Origin of the sequence: Emticicia sp. 17c, from assembly GCF_037153985.1 — a bacterium.
GTDB lineage: Bacteria > Bacteroidota > Bacteroidia > Cytophagales > Spirosomataceae > Emticicia.
Window position 1 is genome coordinate 112498 of sequence record NZ_JBBAYI010000006.1, and the last position, 20546, is coordinate 133043.

Sequence of the window (20546 nt, forward strand, 5' to 3'; positions counted from 1 at the left end):
GGATTAATATACCGTAAAATAATTTTTTTGTTATATTTGATAAAATTTAAAAACCTATAACCAAATTCGGCTTTGGTCTACTCTCCAATTATTAAATGTCGAGATATATACTAATCATTTTTCTGGCCCTATTTACATCCTGCAGCCCTATGGTGGTTACAAAAATCTACCAAACAGGCAATTCTCTTACACAAGATGTTATAATTATGGAACCCGATGATATTTTGCCTCAGGAAGCTACCCTTCTTGCCTCAATTCGTTTTGGCGACAAAGGGGCCTCTATCAATTGTGACTATGAAAGCGCAAAAGACGCTATTACTAAACAAGCTATAAAATGTGGAGGAAATCTGATTAAAATAACCTCTTTAAAATTACCTGATAATTGGAGTACTTGCTGCCGAATAGAGGCACTAGTATATCATACACCCGATAATAGAAAATTTGAAAAGATTATTTACTGGTCTGATACTCGAAAACTTATTTACAGTGACTTTAAAAGTAAAGTTAAGCCCCTTGAGTCTTTTCATCCAATAACGATAGCAACTACTGGTGCAGGTATACTTTATAGAGCTAGTAAAATTACTCCTTTTACTTTTTTGATAAAAGAATGTTATATAAAAAGCTATTTCGATTGCAGAAAATCATGGTTTGATAAAAATTTTGAAAACCCAGAAGTACTTGAACATGAACAACTACATTTTGATATTACAGAGCTATTTGCCAGAAGATTAAGGAAAAAGTTAATAAATGAATATATTACCCCTATAACCCTGGAAACATTAGAAAAGGAAATAAAACAGACAATGAGTGATTTAGAAAAACTTCAACAAAAATATGACCAAGAAGCCGGGCATGGTATTGATGATGAAATACAGAAAAAATGGCGCAAATTAATAGCTGAAGAGTTAAAAAAACTTAACATATATCAGTCTGATTTAGTTGTGTTTAAAAAAAACAAATAATAACCTCTCATTTATACAATTATGAAAATCCATCTAGCTTTATTGATTTTTTTAGTAACTTTAGTAACCGGCTGTACAACCTTTAAAGTGTCAACACGAGACTCAAAAACTGGATATTTTAAAAAAACTTTAAAAGCTCCCATTATTGAAGCTAAAGAAAACATTGATTTAGATTCGCTTAAAAGCCTCGTTGTTGTTGATAATAATGAGTTTTTAATTGGGATGACCAAAAACTTGAATTTTTTTGAAGAAACAATGAACCTTGAGGGATTAGAAAGAAAAATTATTGCTCAGAATCTGCAAAACGAAATCCCTACTGTGAATAGCCTAATAGGTCTAAGCAATGCTTCAAAAAAATTTAAACCCTTTCTATATTTATCTTTAGTTGCTCTACAAAGAGACAGAAAATATTATGCACAACTCAAACTATTTTACCCTCAAACAGGTGAATACCTATTCGTATCAGAAGCACCTTATTTATATCCAAGTGACCAGAGTGTTTTTTACCCATTATTTAATTCATTGATTGATTTTTTACAGGCTCACTCCAGTTATAAATAGATTATTGTATTAAAAGCCCCCCTATCTCAAATATTAGCAATATAAACCCAGCATTAATGTTTGATGTCTGGGTTAATTTGTATTTGCAGGTAGCATTCTGTTTCCCTCATTTTGATTTTATCCTTAGTTTTCAGACATTTGCGTTTTATTATCAGTAGATGTTTAATCTTTTTCCAATGTTTATGCAGAAGTCTTTCTCATAAACGAAGGGCCATTTATATATCCAGAGAAACAGAATGAAACTAAGTGTTGTTATTCCTGCTTACAACGAACAAGAAAGCATCCCCGAAACACTACGCACGCTATATGCCACACTAACCAAATATCAGATTCCGCATGAAATATGGGTAACAAACGATAACTCAAAAGACGGAACCCTGAATGTGCTTCATGAGCTTTCAAAGGAAATTCCAACCTTGGTTTTTGAAACTAACAAAGGCCCTAATGGCTTTGGCTATGCCGTTCGGTATGGATTGGAGCGTTTCTCGGGCGACTGTGTGGCCGTTTTTATGGCTGATATGTCGGACGACCCCGAAGATTTGGTAAAATATTACCAGACCATGCTCCGCGAAAACGTTGATGCGGTATATGGTAGCCGCTGGGTAAAAGGCGGAAAAGTAATTGATTACCCCCCATTAAAGAAATTTATCAATCGCATTGCCAATTTCATTATTAAAACCATGATGGGCATTAAATATAATGACACCACCAATGCCTTTAAACTATACAAACGCGAAACCATTGAAGGAATTAAGCCGTTTCTTTCTCCACACTTTAATTTAACGGTTGAACTCCCCCTTAAAGCAATTGTAAGAGGATACTCTTTTGCCGTTGTACCCAATAGCTGGACAAACCGCAAGTATGGCGAATCGAAATTGAAAATAAAGGAAATGGGCAGCCGTTATTTCTTTATTCTGATGTATTGCTGGATAGAGAAACACTTCTCTCGTGGCGATTATAAAAAGAAATAAAAAAAGCCGGACCCTTCGCAAAGTGTCCGGCTTTTTTTACATTAGTTCTTGTCAGAACCCTGAACTTTCGATGTACTCTTGGGCGGTACTCCGGGCTGCGTAATTTCAAAGCCTTCTTTGGCTTTGGCCTCAGCAACAATCTTGCGTACATCTGCCAATAGTTTTTTGGCATCGTATACCACACCATCTTTTACGGTATATTTTACCCCTCCTACCCTTACAACCTCGTTTTTATCGTTTACCCTGATGGCTCCGGTTCCATAAAGCGTTTTAAGATTAGCCAAAGGGTTCTCTTCTGTTATCACAAAATCGGCCAGTTTCCCTACTTCTACCGAACCAATCTGGTCGGCCATGCCCAATGCCTCTGCCCCTTTAAGGGTTGCCGCCCTGATTACCTCTAAAGGATGAAAGCCCGCCTCACGTAGTAATTCTAACTCTCTGATATACGCAAAGCCATAAAGCTGGTAAATAAAGCCCGAATCGGAGCCTGTGGTTACGCGCCCGCCTCTGTTTTTATATTCGTTTACGAAGCGCATCCAGATACGGTAATTTTCTTTCCAAGCCACTTCCTGTTCTGTTCCCCAGTTAAGCCAGTAAGACCCATGCGAAATACGGCTTGGCCCATAAAAACGCCATACCGATGGCAAAGTGTATTCATCGTGCCATTCGGCGCGGCGAGCCAGCATCAATTCACGGTTTGCTTCATAGATATTAAAAGTTGGGTCAAGCGTAAAATCCAGCTTTAGTAATTCGTCCATTACCTGATACCATTTGGCTGAACCCGGTTCTGCTGCCTGTTTCCATAATTTTCCGGCTTCTTCAAAGCGGTTTTGCTCGTTGTTATAGTTGTAGTCAGGGGGGTAGTTCTGTAAGGTTCTTTCATCAAACAGTGCTTCTGGCAAACCATACCAGTGTTCCATGGTTGTTAAGCCTGCTTTCGCTGTTGCCAGTACGTTCATACGCCCTACTTCAAGTTGGGCATGATGGCAAGCCGAACGCAACCCTATTTTTTTGTTTTCTTCTAAAGCCGCACGAAACACCTCTGGCGAAGCCCCAAAAAACTTAATACCATCGGCTCCTTTGGCAGCATTATCTCTTACCCATTGTCTGGCCTCTTCGGGTGTAGTAATGGGTCTGTCAGAACCCATTCCAAAGGCGGTATAGGCCTTAATACGAGGGGCCGTAATTTCATTTTTTTCGCTCTTTTTTTTCTGGTCGAGCGTCCAGTCGAGCCCATTCCCTGCCGAAGGGTCACGGATAGTCGTAATACCATGCCCTAACCATAGTTTAAAAACATACTCGGCGGGGGTTCCCTGCGCTCTTCCGCCAATATGGCCGTGCATATCTACAAATCCGGGCATCAGGTACATTCCGGTGCAATCCAGTTCTTTGTCTCCTTCATTCAATTTAGGGCGACTTTTGGGGTCAATCGGTACACCCGGATACCCCACCTGACGAATTTGCGCAATTCTGTTTTTTTCTACAACAATATCAACAGGCCCAACAGGTGGCGCGCCCGTGCTATTAATAAGCGTTACACCACGGATAACCAAACGGTTGGCGTATTCGCCTTCGGCTCTTGGAGGGGCCTTTTCAATCTGTGCTACTAGTGTAGTAGTAATCAAGCTAAAGAGAAGTGTAATTTTTTTGTACATAGTATCTGGTAGGTTTTCAACAAAAATAAACAGGAATTACCATAAACCTACGGCATTCGGTGGTTTTTATCAACCATATTCCTGCCTTGTGGCCTCCTGTACTGACATATACTTTGAAAAATACAATAATATTTAGGCATCTATTGGGCAGAATCTTTAAATTGCAACATTTTGTTTTAAACAAAATCAGTTAGGAAAACAAAAAACTGTCATTAAAATCTATGGAAATAATAGGGTTCGGGCTTGCTTTTTTAATTGGAATAACCCTCGGTTTAATCGGGGCCGGAGGCTCAATTCTGACAGTGAGCGTGCTTGTTTATGTAATGGGTATAAGCCCAACCAGTGCCACCACTTATTCGCTTTTTATTGTGGGGGTTACGTCGTTGGTTGGTTCTATCGATTATTTCAGACAAGGGCTTGTTGACATTCCGAAAGGGCTTTTCTTTTCTTTTCCGGCTTTTGTTATGGTTTTTATTATGCGGAAATTTATCATGCACCGCATACCAGAGGTTATTTATCAGTCTGAAAACTTTACCTTTACCAAAAATATGATGGTTATGCTGCTTTTTGGGTTGTTAATGATTGGGGCATCCTACTCAATTATTAAAAGCCGAAAAGAAGCCAAAGAACTGATTAAAAGCAAAGTAAGTTACTGGATAATTTTTCTGGAGGGCATTCTGGTTGGGGCATTAACAGGTTTCGTGGGTGCCGGAGGTGGCTTCCTGATTATTCCGGCTCTGGTAATTTTTGCGCAATTGCCTATGAAAGAAGCCGTTGGTACATCGCTGGTTATTATTACTATCAATTCGTTGTTTGGCGCAATCGGCGATTTCTCAGCGGGAGTGGTTTTCGACTGGGCTTTTCTGATAAAATTCGTACTTTGTACCATTAGCGGGGTACTTGTTGGCGGGTATTTGTCAAAAAGGGTAGATGGCGAGAAACTTAAACCTGCTTTTGGCTGGTTTATACTTGTTATGGGCTGCTGGATTATTGTAAAAGAAACACTACTAAAATAACGATAAAGATGAATAAAATAGAAGCCGCCGTAAAAATGAAATGTCCGCGTTGCCACGAGGGAGACATATTTGAAACCAAAAACCCTTATCGTCTGGGTAAAATGACCGCCATGTACAAAAACTGCCCAAAGTGTCATCTCAAATATGAAAAAGAGATTGGTTTCTTTTACGGAGCTATGTATGTAAGCTATATGTTTAATATTGCTTTATTCGTGATTGCCACGGTAGCGTATTATCTTTTTTTTGAAGACCGAGTAAACTGGCTATGGTATATTCTTGGATATATTTTTCTGACTATTGCCCTCTTTCCGCTTTTGTATAGGCTTTCGAGGTCAATCTGGTTACATGCATTTAATAAGTACGAGCCCAATAAAGTCCAGCACTAAGGAGCTTATAACCATACGTTAATCAGGGCAGGTTTGCCACCGTATTTTGTTGCGTGTGCCGAATCGCTCAGCACAATTGTTGAGCCTTCGGCACCTAAATCCCATAATTTGCCCTGCAAAAACACATTAATACCTTTCCTGACGTTGGCCTCTGTTTTTGCCCTTGTTCCCATTGCATATTTTACCCATGCTTCGGCTAACGTAATTTTTTTTACGTCAGCGGCGGCATCTTCAGGTGTTTCTGCACCCGAATACCCCTCCCACGGTTTATTCCAATAACCATACCCACTCGAATAAGATGGCGTTATCACGAAATCTACCCCTCTTTGTTTAAGCCCCTCATAGGCCGCAGCAAACCACGCATCGGCACAAATTAAAACCCCCATTTTACCTATGGGTGTCTTAAAAACCGGAATAGTTTCGGGTTTAACAGGACAAACAAAGCCTAATTCATCGGCCGTCGGGAATGCTTTTTTTACCAGTTCAGGACTTATGTCTCCGTTAGCCTCAAATATAGCCGACGTATTATACAATTGGCCTTTTCCGGCCGTTAATACGCCGTTTGTAACTTTCGGCTCGGGCAGCAAAACCGACCCCGCGACAATTGTCACCCGAAATTCTTTTGCCAGTGACGAAAAAACCTGCTCATATACCTGCGCTATTTGCGGGGCTTTCATGGCAAACACGCTGTATTTTACTTTATCTTTTACGTCGTCGGGGGCATTCAGGTATGTTTTCAGAAATTTACCTGCATTTCGGGCTACCATTGTTTGCAAACCCTCTTCAATTTTTGGGCTTTTGTAAAGGCTTTCTTTTTCGTGCATGGCAACCAGCCACGTGCCTATATATTCGGGAAATACCACAATCGTTTTATTCGGAATCAGCCAGTGTTTTTTTTGCGCCTCAATTAAATAGAAACGTAACTTTTTGCTAAAATTCTCTTCAGAAGCATAGTCAATTGGCTCCATAAAAGCCTGAATACCAAGCAAGTTGCCTTTATCGGTCGAATCTCCGAACGATTCGGCAGCCTCAAGACCAAAATTTTGGTTTGCATTTGACCCAACACCCGTGTTAGCCCATAGCATATACACGCCCAATAAAATAAGAATGGCTACTCCGCAGAAGAGAAATACTTTTTTAGCAGTTTTCATAAGGGTTGAAATCTTGAATACAATAGTAAAAGAATATTTTAGCAGCAATTTCTGAAAAATATTAGTCAAGATACTACATCTTTTTCGTAATTTTGTGTAAAATTTCCTTTTATTAAAAATCAAATCAATCCCAAAGATTCCCTTCGGGATTCTAGCTTATGAAATTCGGCGTAGTAGTATTTCCTGGCTCTAACTGTGAAGACGATACCGTTTTTACACTCCGACACAACCTCGGACAAGAAATCGTTAAAATATGGCATAAAGACCATGACCTGCAAGGGTGTGACTTTATTATCTTACCCGGAGGTTTCTCGTACGGAGACTACCTTCGTTCTGGAGCCATTGCCCGATTCTCTCCTGTAATGAACGAAGTAATTGCCCATGCTAACAGAGGTGGGTACGTGATGGGTATCTGTAACGGCTTCCAGATTCTGGCCGAAGCAGGTTTGGTGCCGGGTGTTTTATTGAAGAATATCGCTCAAAAATATATCTGCCGGAATGTCTATCTGAAACCACAAAGCCAATCGGCCTTGTTAACGGCTGGCCTTGACGAAAGAGCTTATAAAATTCCGATTGCACATGGCGATGGCCGCTACTTTGCAGACGAAGATACCCTGAAAAGACTGAACGATAACGACCAAGTACTTTTCCGTTATTGTGACGAAACAGGTAATATTGTTCCTGAAGCAAACCCGAATGGCAGTCTTGAGAACATTGCGGGTGTGTGTAATGCCGGAAAAAATGTATTTGGCATGATGCCACACCCTGAAAGAGCTTCTGACGAAGCACTGGGTAATATTGACGGAAGATTTATTTTGGAACAGGTAACGCAAGTTTTGGTGTAAGATATGAAGGCGTATGTTGTTGGTATTACAGGCGGGAGTGCATCAGGCAAAACCTACTTTTTAAATCAGTTACTAAAATCTTTTTCAGAAGAAGAAACTTGTCTGATTTCGCAGGATAACTATTATCGTCCGCAGGCACAAGTTCCGAAAGACCTGAATAATGTTGAAAACTATGACCTGCCCGAGGCCATAAATTTTGAACTTTATGCCCAACACATCGAAGATTTAAAAAACGGTAAGGTTGTTAATCAGAAAGAATATACGTTTAACAACCCTACTGTTGTTCCAAAGATTCTTACATTCAAGCCCGCTCCTATCATTGTCGTAGAAGGCATCTTTGTTTTTCATTCGCCGGAAGTTTCGCGGCTGCTTGATTTAAAAGTTTTTATTGATGCCCGCGAACACGTAAAAATCAAGCGTAGGATTATCCGCGACGGAAACGAACGAGGCTACGACCTCACCGACGTACTCTACCGCTGGGAAAACCACGTAGCACCTACCTACGAAAAATTCATTGAGCCAACCAAATATGATGCCGATATTATTATTAACAATAATACGCACTTTGAAAAAGGTCTGGACATACTCACCTCTTTCCTGAAAACTAAATTATAGGCTTCTGGTGGCTTTAGGCGCATCCTTCCTATAAAACTATATTCAGCGGCAAACAGGCACGTTTTTTGCTTAAAACTAAGTGTTTTATTTATTGAAAGTCCCAATAATTACACTTATGAAACGCAATGCCCTTTTGTTGCTGCTGGTTATATTCTGCTTTGTATTCTCTTGTAAAAGAGTAAGAGACGGAGACATAGACCCCGATGCCACTGCTCAGTTAGCCAAATGTCCGTTAAGAAGCATCAACTCATCGTCAGGTGAACAGATTTACGGCTTCGAGTATACCCTCGGCCGTATTAAACGCATCGTTAGCTACGATGGCATCGAAATGGCTTCAACCTTTACTTACAATGCTAAAGATAAAATCGAGAAGATGGTTATCACTACCGATAACAATACCGACGACTACACCGTCCTGTTTGAATACGATGCCGCAGGCAAAGTAGCCAAAACCAGAACTTCTATCAAAGATTTTGAGTTCATGACCAACCAGTTTACGTACAGCGGCAATAATATTCAGACTATCTCGACAACTTTCAACATTTTTGGAAACACTGTCAAGGGAAAAACCCGCATCGAATACCTCGATGCTAACGTTTCAAAGGTATACACTCAAATTGATGGTTACCCTGAGCTATTGGCTTTTGAAGGAGTAAGTTACGACACCAAGCCCCAGTTCATGCCAGAGGGGTATCGAATAATGGCACTGGGCTTTGTGGGTATTGCCAATAACTTTTTTGCATCGTTTGGCCAGAACAATCCTACTTTAGTAAAAATCTATGACGATAACGGTAAACTAACCGAAACTACACAGACCGTTTACGAGTACGACAAAAGTGGTATTGTAACCAAAGCCGACCAGACTTTGACCGACGCCGACAACAAAAAAACTGCTCGTGGAATCGTTTTTAAGTTCGTTTGTCTGTAATAAAATCTTTATTTCTCCCGATTAAGGTTTGAAAAGTGTCTGCACCAACGGATATTTGCATAAGTATTGGTTAGTAGCACCCATTTGCTACATAAAAGAGATGTGTAGCTGAATATTTACCTTAATTATTGTATGCAAAATATTATTTTTTGGTTTAGGAACGATTTAAGATTACATGATAACGAGGCTTTTGTACAAGCAGCCAATGCCGGAAACGTAATTCCGGTTTACATTTTTGACGAAAGATATTTTGAAAAAAATTTTCTGGGTTTCAAAAGAACGGGGGAATTCCGAACAAAATTCTTGTTAGAAGCCGTTGAAGACCTGCGTAACAGTTTAAGAGCAAGAGGCTCAGACCTTGTTATCAGGGTAGGAAAATCAGAAGATATACTGGCAAAAATGGCAGAAGACTGCCAAGCAGCAGCCCTCTATGCCAGTAAAGAAGTAACTCAAGACGAAACCACCATTGAGGCCCTGCTTTCAAAAAAATTAAAGCCTAATAATATTGACATTGACCTAATCTGGGCGGCTACCTTGTTTCATGCCCGTGACCTGCCTTTCCAGATAAACTTTTTACCTCCTGTTTTTACCGACTTCCGAAAAAAAATAGAGCAAACCCTCAAAGTTCGTAAAACGTTTGAAACCCCCGATAAACTCCCGCCAATTGGCAATATCGATACGGGTAACCTTCCTACTTTTGCCGACTTAGGCTTCGACTCAACACCTGTGTTTGACCCCCGTTCGGTTCTTGATTTTAAAGGTGGCGAAACAGAAGGCTTAAAACACCTGAACGAATACATCTGGCAAAAAGATTTACTAAAAACCTATAAAGAAACCCGCAACGGCCTTATAGGAGCCGATTATTCTTCAAAATTATCGCCGTGGCTTAGTCTGGGTTGCCTTTCACCCCGCACGATTTACGAAGAAGTAAAACGTTATGAAAGCGAAGTAATAGCCAATGATTCGACCTACTGGCTGATATTTGAGTTATTATGGCGCGATTATTTCCATTTTACGGCCTTAAAATCTGGCACACGTATGTTTAAAGCCAGCGGTATTAAAAACGACCTTAACAAACAATGGCTACGCGACCGCACCATTTTTGAGAAATGGGTGAAGGGCGAAACCGGTGTGCCTTTTGTAGATGCCAATATGCGTGAAATTGCCCTCACTGGCTTTATGTCGAACCGAGGCAGGCAAAATGTAGCCAGTTATCTGGCGCATGACTTAGGCATTGACTGGACATGGGGAGCCGCTTACTTTGAAAGTATCCTTATTGATTACGACGTATGCAATAACTGGGGTAACTGGAATTATGTGGCAGGTGTAGGAAACGACCCTCGCGAAAACCGCGTATTTAATATTGAACGGCAAGCCAGTATTTATGACCCCGAACAAGCATATATTAATTTATGGTTGGGCTAAAATATCCATTCATCGTGGTTTTTACCCATTTATAATAATCTATATCTTGCATATTATTTCCAAATTATTACATTTGAATCAGTATTCTTAACTAACAATAAAAAACTCTGTTTAAAAATGAAAAAAAGCACCCTTGCAATAATTGGTATTCTATTAGTGTTGTGCGTTTATGGTTGTAGTTCTTACAATGGTCTGGTTGAAAAAGACCAAGCGGTAAAAACCAAATGGGCTAATGTTCAGACACAATATCAACGCCGTGCAGACCTAATCCCGAACCTAGTAAATACAGTAAAAGGCGCAGCAAACTTTGAAAAAAGCACCCTTACTGAGGTAATTAATGCCCGTTCAAGAGCAACTTCGATACAATTAAATGCCAGCGACCTTACTCCTGAAAACATTCAGAAGTTTCAGGCAGCACAAGACCAGCTGAAAGGCTCGCTTGACCGCCTGTTGGTTACGGTTGAAAAATATCCTGAATTAAAGGCAAATCAAAACTTTCTGGAATTACAATCACAGATAGAAGGAACTGAAAACAGAATCGGTGTAGCACGAAACGAGTTTAACGGCTCGGTAGAAGTATACAACACCTCTGCCCTACGTTTCCCGACAGTTATTTTTGCAAAAATATTTGGTTTCTCTGAAAAAGGCCGTTTTGAAGCCTCACAAAGTGCCCAATCGGCTCCGGCAGTTCAGTTCTAAAAAACATAACGTATGTATTATGCACTTACAAAATAGCTTTATTTTGTAAGTGCAATTTATTTTTTCGGAAAATCTTACCCCTACCGATATGTTTCTGACAGAGGCCACAAAAGAACGAATTGTGAAGGCAATTCAGGATGCTGAATTGAATACTTCGGGTGAAATAAAAGTTCACATAGAAGAAAAATGCCCAACCGATGACCCCATTGAACGTGCCAAACAGGTGTTTCAATACCTTGCCTTGCATAAAACAGCCCAACGTAATGGTGTTTTGTTTTATCTGGCTTATGGTACACATAAATTTGCTATCTGGGGCGACATCGGTATCGATCAGGTAGTTCCTTCTAATTTCTGGGAAGGCATCCGCGATAGTATGCGGCAGTATTTTCTTCAGGAAGATTTCGCCGGAGGTTTACAGATGGGCATTCGTGAAGCTGGAAATCAGCTAAAGAAGTATTTTCCTTATCTGGCCAATGATGTTAACGAAATCTCGGACGATATTTCAACAGAGCCTATTCCTTAGTGTAACGTACATGTGAACAACCCCACTAAAATGTTCAAAAAACTTCTCATATTTTTATTTGTATTTCAATACGTAGCATTTGCACAGGACGTACCCGAAAAGCCGAATCCTGCCCGCTTTGTTAATGACTACGTTGGGGGCCTTTTAAGCCAGAGCCAGATAACCCAACTGGAAACCAAGCTTAAAGGCTATTATGATACAACCTCTACTCAGGTTGTTATTGTTATTGTTAAAAGCGTTCAGCCCTACGATATTAGCCAGTATGCCTTTGAAATAGGCAAACGCTGGGGTATTGGCAAAAAAGATAAAAATAACGGGATTGTTATCTTATGGGCACCCGGAGACCGAAAGGTCTTTATTGCTACCGGCTATGGCATGGAAGGCTCCATTACAGATGCTTACAGCAAACGAATCATAGAACAGGAAATAAAACCCCGTTTCAAAGAATTAAAATACTACGAGGGCCTCGATGCAGCCGTTGACCGTATCATTAACTATGCCAAAGGCGAATATAAAGCCGATGCAACCGAAGATGGCGATGGCTGGTTTGGCTTTATTGTTATTCTGGTTGTTCTGTTCATCATTATTGCTATTATAAGCCGCAATAAAGGTGGCAATTCAGGAAATCGCCGAGGCGGTGGCTGGATTCCGTACACAACCTATACAGGCTGGGGGTCGTCGTCAGGCGGTTGGTCTGGAGGGGGCAGCAGTGGTGGTGGCGGAGGTGGCTTCGACTTCGGTGGAGGTGATTTTGGCGGCGGAGGTGCCGGAGGAGACTATTAAAAGTTTCCTTTTATTTTGCCGTGTATAGCAAAGTTTTTTCTGCTTCCGACAAATAACTCCTGATAACCCTTTATCTGATACTCGCTTAAATGGCCTTTTTCAAAAATAGCTACAAGTGTTTTGTCAGATTCGTAAAGATAATTACTGGTTTGCATAACAGCCTCGATTCGTCGGGGCTTTTTATTTTCGTCCCATTCAATTGCTACATACTTCACTGGCAGTTTCTCGGCAGGTTTTAAGCGGTATGTAGTTGTATTTGCGGTGTTTTCAGTAACATAACTTAACTGGTACGACTGCTTGTTGAGGTCAGCCTGAAGAAAAAGCTCCAATTCTTTTTCCCAGTCAATATCTTTGGTTTCGATACGTTCCTGTTTATTGGCTAGCATTACATTTTTTTCGACCAAAGGTTTTTTAGCCGACAAGGCTTTGATTTGCTCGTTTACCAAACCTGCCACATCATAGTACTGATTCGATGAAATTCTGGTTTCGGGGTTAGTACAAGCACTAAGAAAAAGCAAAACAAACAAAAGGATGCGCATCTGATTGAAAAAAGACAGGTTTTGTTGATAACATAAAAACAGTTGATAGATGTTCCTGAAAAACCTCAGGCCCTAAAAAAAACTTAACCCCACCGCCAGAGGCAGTGGGGTAAGCGTCCATCTATTCAACCCTAACCTATTAAACTATGAAAAACTTAATTCTTTGCTAAGTTGAGCCTTAGCGACCTAACATTTCTGTAACTACTGGAGTTACGGTGTTTTCGGTGTCAGTTGGCTCAACGTTTGATTGGTAGTTCCACAAAACATTCAGGATATTCGCAGTAGCTACTACTTTGTTCTTCCACACTCTTGCTTCTTCGCCACGTACTTTAGAAAGTTTCGCTTCTATGTTTCCTGCTGCTTCGTTAAATGCTGCTTTTTTATCTGAACTCAAGGCCATAAATTTGGCTGGTGAGTTATTATATAGTTTCACAACATTTACAAAGATAACCCAATCTTCGGTCTTTACAAATTTTTTCGCTTTTTTCGACATGAAGTTCGCGAAATTTACTTCAGCTCCCTTTACCAATATCACTTCGTTCTTAGCTGAATCACGGTCATTTGCTTTTACAATATTTGCAGAAATCAAGAATGACCCAAGTGTAACTGCAAATATAACTGATTTAAATGAATATTTCATTGTTTTGTTCTATTTTTATATCGTGGATGATGATGCAAAATTACAAGGAAAATTAATATAATCCAAATCGTGTTTTGTCATAACCACCGAATATTGTTCTAATTTTATTTGTTATACAAAACAAAACACAGAACTATATAAAAATTTTACCACCAAAAACAAAATATTATTCGTATTAAAAAAATACAACTTATATATTATTCTAAAACTAACGAACACAAAAATTCTTTAAAAAATACAATCATTCGTTGAAAAAATTCATTGTTCGCTCTACCCCAATCGTACAAAAACTGGTAATTATGTCGTCGGCTCGGTCTAATCTTGCGACCAACTGGCTCATTTCGTCTTCGTTGAAGGGGTCTAAAACGTAATTTACCTGCCTTCCGGCATGAAAATTATTGCCAATTCCGAAGCGTAAGCGGCAGTAATTTTGTGTACCTAATTTTTCTTCAATATTACGCAAACCGTTCTGCCCACCGTGCGAGCCTTTTGTTTTCAGGCGTAGTTTTCCGAAAGGCAGAGCCAAGTCATCACAGATAACCAGCAGGTTTTCGACAGGTATTTTCAGGGCTTGCAGCCAGTAATTAACTGCATTGCCGCTGAGGTTCATATAAGTAGTTGGTTTAATACAGTAAATCTGTTTGCCTTTATGCTTAAATTCGGCTGTGTAGGCCAACCTCTCCATTTTAAAAGAAAAGTCGTTTTGTGCTGCAAGGCGGTCAAGTACCATGAAACCCACATTATGGCGCGTAAAAGCATATTCAGGACCAATGTTTCCGAGCCCAGCTATAAGATATTTCATTTTTTTTAACGAGCGAATTAGTGAATGAGAAAATGTGTCAATAAATTTGTTGGCAAAGTTCTGAAAATTTGACGACAATGTTTGTTTTTATCACTAAGTCACACAATCACAAAGCTTTAATTTATCATTTTTTATATGAAACGACTTATTCTCAGCAATCCGTTACTCGACATCACCCTCAATCGTTTGTGTCAGCAACTGATCGAAAACCATAAAGACTTTTCAAACTCGGTTATTTTAGGGCTACAACCACGCGGTATATTTCTGGCCGAGCGTATTACGCAAAAATTACAGGAAGCCACAGGCGCATCAATTAAGCTAGGGTATCTGGATGCCACTTTCTATCGCGACGACTTCCGCCGAAGAGAATCACCGCTTAAACCCAACGAAACCAAAGTTCCTTTTGTGATTGAGAAAAAACAAGTAATATTAATTGATGATGTATTAGCCACTGGCCGGATGGTGCGCGCTGCCATTGATGCCATGCAAGCCTTTGGCCGACCCGAAAAAATAGAACTTCTTTGCCTGATTAATCGCCGTTATGTGCGTGACCTGCCTATTCAGCCCGATTACACCGGAATGAAAGTAAACACGCTAGATACTCAGCGGGTGCTGGTAGAATGGAAAGAACAAGGCCACGATGAAGATAAAATCTGGCTGATTGACTAATCATTGCCGCCTAAATAGTAGCTAAAGCACTGTTCTCATAAAATCATTACATTTTTCGGCCAGTAAGTCAATCTGGTCTGGCTCGTGCCAAGCACTTAATACGATGCGAGTGTTAGGCTTACCCGTTCTGACTGGGTAAGCAAAACTATAAATGAATACCTTCTGCTGAAACAGGTATTCGTACAGAGAATCGTGCGGTGTATAAAAAACCGGAAAGCCAGTTAAATAACTGAATAAAGACTCCGCCGATAATAACTGAGACTCAAACCGCCTGATATTTTCCTGTAAGCGTTCGTAATTGCGCCTGTAAATACTGTCGGCGTGCATATAAGCATATAAATACGCCGGAGCTATGGGTGAACAGGAAGAAAAAAATGCCGTACTACGCAGGTTTTCAAGGGTTGATGCTGACCCAAGCACTACCCCTCCCGGAATCCCCATCGCTTTGTGTAACGAAGCCACCAGTAGCACCTCAACATTGGGCTTTACACGAATATTACTGAAAATACCTGCACCATTATTTCCTGTGATGCCTAGCCCATGAGAATCGTCTATAACCAGCGTAATCTGTTGGTTTTCGGGCAGGGTTGCCGTCCATCCGAAATCATATTGAGTAGCCCTAAGGGCATCGTTCGAGTTACAAACAATAACCGAGTGCGCGGCCTGCGCATCAATAAGCATCTGATTAACACCAGCAGCCCATTCCTGAAAGCTAATAGCCGGCGGCTTTACGGTAGGCTCATGAAAATTAGCTGAATGGCTTTGTGGGGCATAGAAAAAGGTCGCATTCAGGGTTTTCAAGTACTGAGCCACTAACTGACCTGCCAGCATACCCGACGATACCGTAAGGGCTTTTTCTGCCCCTATCCAGCTAGCCAGTTTCTGCTCTGCTGCTTCATATATATCTAATTGCAGGTTTCCATTGCGCGAGCTCCCAAACGACATCCCGTAACGATGTAGCCCTTGTATCAGTAATGCTTTAAAATCGTTGTCCTGATTCATTCCTAAATAAGAAGTACCACTAAAGAAATCATACTCCTTACCCTCAAGAATTATTTTTCTGGAAGGTTGTTGCTGAATAATAAAATGGTTGTGCATGCTATCTGTTTTAAACTACCCGCGAGCCGTTTTTTTCATTTCTTTTTCAATACTTTCTTTATACGGATAAAAATCTACCTGTAATGTATGCCGTGGCGATTGCTTATAGCGTTGGGCCAGCTTTTGCGCGTCTTCGTCTATCGAGCGAAGCATTTCTTCTTTTGAGGGCAACGGGCATTCACCTTTTATGATTTTTGCCACCCATTTGGCTTGTATTTCGGCCAATGGCATAATGGCCCCCAACGGCTGTATAAGTGCCAGAAAAAACAGATGCTCGAAATCAGGATGAATAACTCTTTTATAGAGCCTGATACTGTTCGACTCCTCCACGTCAAAAGCATCGTATTGTTTCAGAAAAGGAAAAGAAATTTTATAACCCGTTGCATACACAATCAGGTCAAACTCCTGCTTGCTGCCATCTTCAAACACAACCGTTTTACCTTCAAACTCACGGATGTTTGGTTTAAAGCCTATCAGGCCCCTACCTGCCAGATTCAGCAAATCTTGAGATAAGGTCGGGTGTTCGCTCAATAACGGGTGTTTAGGCCGTGGCACGCCGTAATCTTCCTGCTTACCTCTGGCCAGTCGTAAAACCAAATCAAGGATTTTTCGTTGAAGCCATAAGGGGAGTTTTGTCGAGAAAGGCGTGGTCAGGTTATCGAAGGGCTTGCTCCATATCCAGTTCGGAATAATATAAGCACCGCTTCTGCTCGAAATCACGACTTTTCCGGTACATAACCGAGCGGCTTCACAGGCAATATCAACCGCCGAGTTTCCCATTCCTACAACCAACACATTTTTGTTTTGTACCTGTTCTATACCTTTATATTGGTGCGAATGCAAGACCTCGCCAGTAAAATTGCCTTTAAACTCAGCAAAACGTGGTTTCCAATGATGCCCATTGGCAACAATCACATACTGATAACTTAACACCTGCCCGTTATCAAGTGTAACAGTGTATGTATTATCGGAGTTTTTGCTCACGTTTGTAACGGCGGTCTTAAAAATAATATTTTCGCGAAGCCCAAAATGCGCCACATACGCCTCAAAATAACGAATAATATGACTATGGTGTGGAAACATCGGGTAGTCGTCGGGCATCGGGAAGTCCGAAAAGGCCATTACATTCCGGTTTGTATTAATATGCAAAGACCTATAAATAGACGAAAGCCCGTTATCGTTATTAAAACGCCAGTTTCCGCCAATATCCGAGCCTTTTTCGTAGCAATCAAAGCTAATACCTTGCTCCTTCATGGCTTTGACAGCCGTAATGCCCGTTGCCCCTGCCCCAATGATACACACCTGTTTCATAAATATATTATTTTTCTATGTTCGTACTCTGCCTATTCGTTTCGGCATCAATAAAATTCTTTACCAAATCCCGAATCATCTGGCCTGCTGTTGAGTTCATGTGCAAATTATCAGGCGTAAGCTGGTAGCCATGCTTCTGAGAGGTGTAATCCCAGTTTTTGCCCAACACAAAATGATAAATAAGCGACGAAATAAAGAGTTTCATGGTTTCTTCAAACCGATGTTTCAATGGCTGCGGGTGTGCCTGTAAAAAATCTTTCTGTTTTTCGCGCAAAGGCAAATAACTCAGGTTTTCATGATAAGCTAATTCGCGTATGAATTCACTGTATTCATCTGCTTTCTGGTTAGCTGTGTGGGTCAGGTCTTCTCCCATTACGGGTAATGATATTAGCGCAATTTTGGCATGGGTTTCATTTTTGATGCGTTGTATAATTTCGGTATAATTACGCCTGAAACCATCAAAATCAGGAAATGTATCTTTTGTAATGCGCCCCATTTGCTTATAGCTTTTTTCCAGTTGCTCGCTCATAGTCGCATTTATGTCATTAGTACCTATCAGTATTGTAACAAAATCGGGTTTGCAGGCAATAACATCCTCCAAACGTTGCAGAAGTGTATAGGTCAGGTCTGAGTTTATGCCAGCGTTAAAAACCTGCCAGTCAGGATACATTCTTTCTAAATCGGACACCCAGTTATAACTTACCAGCCCATGTGTATTGCTATCACCCAAGCACACCAGTATTTTTTTTGAAGTATCAATTTTTTGTCGGTTTGCCTGACTAGGATAAGAAGCGGGGATTTCGCTTGTAATTTTTTTCCATAGCCATAAATAAACAGCTACTAAAAAAACAAGACTGCTGCCAATAAGAAACCAAAGCATTGAAAGGTGTTTAGATTTTATTGAAAATGTAAACCTAAAGATAATATCTGATGTTAAAAAGTGTTAAATAAGACAAATTTTCATACAATTGGCGTTAATTTCGTGATAAAAACTTTGTTATAGGTATAGGGTAAAAAAATCAGGTCATGAATTTTCGGAATATCATCATATTTATGCTCATTGCCATGCTGGGTTTAATTACCTTTCAATGGTATTGGATAGAAAACGCCATTTCTGTGAGGCAGGAGCAATTTGACCGCAACGTGAATGAGGCTTTGCAGACAACGGTTAAAAAACTGGAAAAACAGGAGATTATTTTTCTGGCTAATCAGAAAATGAAGCTCGAAGAACAAAAAAAGTTGCTGGCTATTACACAGAAGAAAAAAATTAAACCTAAAGCTCCTGCGCCACTCGCACCAAAAGTAGAAGCAGAAGAGCCTGTTGAGCCTGTGATTAGCTTTGTGTCGCCGTTTGATGGCAACCTGAAAACCTTTTACCCCGCCCGAACCTCGGAGGTAACAACCACAGGGCGCGCACGAAACAACCATCCTGTTGCGGTTACTGACGTATTTACGGGTGTGCCGGCATTTGAAATGCCTACGCGCCAAATGGACATCATCCGAGATATACTCGACGAACAGAATATGCTCTGGGAAGATTTAAGCCAGCCCATGCAAAATGCGATATTAAGGCAAAAAACAGCCGATGACCTCATAAAAGAAATTAACCGGCAATTTACTCTGGCACATAAAAACCCTAACCCAAACCAGCAGTTTATTGGCATAAATCAGGCAAACGAAGGCACAAGTGTTATCAGTTTCAATTATTCGCTTACAATGCCTGTGGCAGACAGCGTAACAATAGCATACGGTAAACCCCTAGCCCGTAAAAAGAAAGTTGAAGCCCCAAAGCCTGTGGAAGAACAGAATGACTCAAAAGACTTTGACCTCTCAAATAGCAAAGTAGAACTTGTAAAAGATGTATTAACAGACGTGATTCATGGCAATAACCGTAATATCCATGAACGCCTCGACCGTATCTCGCTGGATACACTGTTAAAGAAAGAACTAAAAAACCGAGGTATTAGCCTGCCTTACCAATATGGGGTAAAAAATAACACAAACATGATTTTTGCCTCGTTTGGAGCCAATTATAACCCAAGCATATTAAACGACGCATACAAAGTTCAGCTTTTCCCTAGTGATATGCAGCCGCAGAACGATTTTCTGTATGTGTACTTCCCTGATACACGTGGGTTTATTCTGCGTAATATGTGGACGGTTTTTGCGAGTTCTATTATGCTCATCCTGATGATTGGTGGTATTTTTTACACTTCGGTCAATACTATGTTAAAGCAGAAAAAACTGGCTAATATTAAAAACGATTTCATTAATAACATGACTCACGAGTTTAAAACACCTATTTCGACCATCTCGCTGGCGGTTGAGGTAATGAAAGACAACGAAGTGAAGAAAGACAATAACAAGATGAATCGTTACCTGAATATTATTCAGGATGAAAACCGCCGCTTAGGTACACAGGTAGAGAAAGTTTTACAAATGGCCCTGCTCGATAAAGGTGAGGTAAAACTAAAACTTGAAACCGTAAACATCCATGAAACCATTGAACAGGTACTAACAAACCTGAGTGTGCAGATAGAACAGAAAAACGGAGAAGTAACGCTTGAACTGGATGCCGACTCGCCCGAAATTGAGGCTGATGAAGTACATTTGACAAATATAATTTATAACTTGCTCGACAATGCCAATAAATACTCGCCCGAAAACCCTAATATTACCATTAAAACCGAAAATACTGAGGGCTTGCTGAAAATCAGTATTTCTGATAAAGGTATTGGTATGAGTAAAGAACAACTCAACAAGATTTTTGAGCGTTTTTATCGGGTTCCTACGGGCAACTTACATGATGTAAAAGGCTTTGGGCTTGGTTTGAGTTATGTCAAGAAAATGGTAGAGTCGCATCATGGTACTATTCATGTAGAAAGCAAACTAGGCGAAGGCAGCAAATTTGAGGTATATCTGCCTCTGAAAATGAAAAATGTAAGCACTTAAAAAATCCCGTTCGGA

At 40.4% G+C, this 20546-nt stretch carries 22 protein-coding genes; 14 read left to right on the forward strand and 8 right to left on the reverse strand.

All coding sequences use genetic code 11. The features are described 5' to 3' along the window. Nucleotides 1-149: 149 nt before the first annotated feature. The 3 genes from WAA15_RS13285 (at nucleotide 150) to WAA15_RS13295 (ending at nucleotide 2494) form a co-directional block, all read left to right on the forward strand. Nucleotides 150-962, forward strand: coding sequence for a DUF922 domain-containing protein (locus WAA15_RS13285; RefSeq protein WP_337043262.1), 813 nt, complete (start codon nucleotides 150-152; stop codon nucleotides 960-962). A 21-nt stretch (nucleotides 963-983) separates the two neighbouring features. Beyond that, entirely contained in the window at nucleotides 984-1523 is a 540-nt protein-coding gene (locus WAA15_RS13290) for a hypothetical protein (RefSeq protein ID WP_337043263.1), read from the forward strand. Between the two features lie 236 nt (nucleotides 1524-1759). Next, nucleotides 1760-2494, forward strand: coding sequence for a glycosyltransferase family 2 protein (locus WAA15_RS13295; RefSeq protein ID WP_337043264.1), 735 nt, complete (start codon nucleotides 1760-1762; stop codon nucleotides 2492-2494). Between the two features lie 41 nt (nucleotides 2495-2535). Here WAA15_RS13295 and WAA15_RS13300 read toward each other — a convergent pair whose 3' ends face one another. Then, a complete protein-coding gene (locus WAA15_RS13300; protein WP_337043265.1) occupies nucleotides 2536-4149 on the reverse strand; it encodes an amidohydrolase family protein in 1614 nt (537 codons plus the stop codon). A 221-nt stretch (nucleotides 4150-4370) separates the two neighbouring features. Between WAA15_RS13300 and WAA15_RS13305 the strand changes: the two genes are divergently transcribed. After that, on the forward strand, nucleotides 4371-5165 hold the full coding sequence (locus WAA15_RS13305) for a sulfite exporter TauE/SafE family protein (RefSeq protein WP_337043266.1): 795 nt from the start codon (nucleotides 4371-4373) through the stop codon (nucleotides 5163-5165). An 8-nt stretch (nucleotides 5166-5173) separates the two neighbouring features. Beyond that, on the forward strand, nucleotides 5174-5551 hold the full coding sequence (locus WAA15_RS13310; protein ID WP_337043267.1) for a DUF983 domain-containing protein: 378 nt from the start codon (nucleotides 5174-5176) through the stop codon (nucleotides 5549-5551). A gap of 5 nt (nucleotides 5552-5556) precedes the next feature. Here WAA15_RS13310 and WAA15_RS13315 read toward each other — a convergent pair whose 3' ends face one another. After that, nucleotides 5557-6702, reverse strand: a complete 1146-nt coding sequence (locus WAA15_RS13315) for a nitrilase-related carbon-nitrogen hydrolase (protein WP_337043268.1) — start codon at nucleotides 6700-6702, stop codon at nucleotides 5557-5559. A gap of 158 nt (nucleotides 6703-6860) precedes the next feature. On the opposite strand from WAA15_RS13315, the gene purQ reads away from it, so the two are divergent. From purQ to WAA15_RS13350, 7 genes are all read left to right on the forward strand, one after another. After that, complete coding sequence (gene purQ, locus WAA15_RS13320) at nucleotides 6861-7547, forward strand: phosphoribosylformylglycinamidine synthase subunit PurQ (protein WP_337043269.1); 687 nt, start codon at nucleotides 6861-6863, stop codon at nucleotides 7545-7547. A gap of 3 nt (nucleotides 7548-7550) precedes the next feature. Then, nucleotides 7551-8162: a uridine kinase gene (gene udk, locus WAA15_RS13325; protein WP_337043270.1), complete on the forward strand. Its 612-nt coding sequence runs from the start codon at nucleotides 7551-7553 to the stop codon at nucleotides 8160-8162. Nucleotides 8163-8277: 115 nt separating this feature from the next. Then, nucleotides 8278-9090, forward strand: coding sequence for a hypothetical protein (locus WAA15_RS13330; RefSeq protein ID WP_337043271.1), 813 nt, complete (start codon nucleotides 8278-8280; stop codon nucleotides 9088-9090). Nucleotides 9091-9222: 132 nt separating this feature from the next. Next, a complete protein-coding gene (locus WAA15_RS13335; protein ID WP_337043272.1) occupies nucleotides 9223-10515 on the forward strand; it encodes a DASH family cryptochrome in 1293 nt (430 codons plus the stop codon). 117 nt (nucleotides 10516-10632) lie between these two features. Then, nucleotides 10633-11214 (forward strand): LemA family protein, encoded by a 582-nt coding sequence (locus WAA15_RS13340; protein ID WP_337043273.1) that lies wholly within the window; start codon nucleotides 10633-10635, stop codon nucleotides 11212-11214. Nucleotides 11215-11302: 88 nt separating this feature from the next. Next, entirely contained in the window at nucleotides 11303-11737 is a 435-nt protein-coding gene (locus WAA15_RS13345) for a TPM domain-containing protein (protein WP_337043274.1), read from the forward strand. Between the two features lie 30 nt (nucleotides 11738-11767). Then, nucleotides 11768-12520 (forward strand): TPM domain-containing protein, encoded by a 753-nt coding sequence (locus tag WAA15_RS13350; protein WP_337043275.1) that lies wholly within the window; start codon nucleotides 11768-11770, stop codon nucleotides 12518-12520. Here WAA15_RS13350 and WAA15_RS13355 read toward each other — a convergent pair. The 3 genes from WAA15_RS13355 to pth form a co-directional block, all read right to left on the reverse strand. Beyond that, on the reverse strand, nucleotides 12517-13059 hold the full coding sequence (locus WAA15_RS13355; protein WP_337043276.1) for a hypothetical protein: 543 nt from the start codon (nucleotides 13057-13059) through the stop codon (nucleotides 12517-12519). The two genes, WAA15_RS13350 and WAA15_RS13355, sit on opposite strands and share 4 nt — an antisense overlap. A gap of 178 nt (nucleotides 13060-13237) precedes the next feature. After that, on the reverse strand, nucleotides 13238-13699 hold the full coding sequence (locus tag WAA15_RS13360) for a hypothetical protein (RefSeq protein WP_337043277.1): 462 nt from the start codon (nucleotides 13697-13699) through the stop codon (nucleotides 13238-13240). A gap of 241 nt (nucleotides 13700-13940) precedes the next feature. Then, the gene (gene pth / locus WAA15_RS13365) at nucleotides 13941-14501 is read right to left on the reverse strand and encodes an aminoacyl-tRNA hydrolase (RefSeq protein WP_337043278.1); all 561 of its coding nucleotides are present in this window, start codon (nucleotides 14499-14501) and stop codon (nucleotides 13941-13943) included. Nucleotides 14502-14636: 135 nt separating this feature from the next. On the opposite strand from pth, the gene pyrR reads away from it, so the two are divergent. Next, nucleotides 14637-15170, forward strand: a complete 534-nt coding sequence (gene pyrR, locus WAA15_RS13370; protein ID WP_337043279.1) for a bifunctional pyr operon transcriptional regulator/uracil phosphoribosyltransferase PyrR — start codon at nucleotides 14637-14639, stop codon at nucleotides 15168-15170. A 21-nt stretch (nucleotides 15171-15191) separates the two neighbouring features. On the opposite strand, the gene WAA15_RS13375 is transcribed toward pyrR, so the two are convergent. The 3 genes from WAA15_RS13375 to WAA15_RS13385 are packed head-to-tail and all read right to left on the reverse strand — an operon-like array spanning nucleotide 15192 to nucleotide 18459. Further along, nucleotides 15192-16268 (reverse strand): aminotransferase class I/II-fold pyridoxal phosphate-dependent enzyme, encoded by a 1077-nt coding sequence (locus WAA15_RS13375; protein ID WP_337043280.1) that lies wholly within the window; start codon nucleotides 16266-16268, stop codon nucleotides 15192-15194. Nucleotides 16269-16283: 15 nt separating this feature from the next. Continuing rightward, the gene (locus WAA15_RS13380; protein WP_337043281.1) at nucleotides 16284-17579 is read right to left on the reverse strand and encodes a flavin-containing monooxygenase; all 1296 of its coding nucleotides are present in this window, start codon (nucleotides 17577-17579) and stop codon (nucleotides 16284-16286) included. Nucleotides 17580-17586: 7 nt separating this feature from the next. Beyond that, nucleotides 17587-18459 (reverse strand): SGNH/GDSL hydrolase family protein, encoded by an 873-nt coding sequence (locus WAA15_RS13385; protein ID WP_337043283.1) that lies wholly within the window; start codon nucleotides 18457-18459, stop codon nucleotides 17587-17589. Between the two features lie 146 nt (nucleotides 18460-18605). Between WAA15_RS13385 and WAA15_RS13390 the strand changes: the two genes are divergently transcribed. Beyond that, the gene (locus WAA15_RS13390) at nucleotides 18606-20531 is read left to right on the forward strand and encodes a sensor histidine kinase (protein ID WP_337043284.1); all 1926 of its coding nucleotides are present in this window, start codon (nucleotides 18606-18608) and stop codon (nucleotides 20529-20531) included. Nucleotides 20532-20546: the final 15 nt, after the last annotated feature.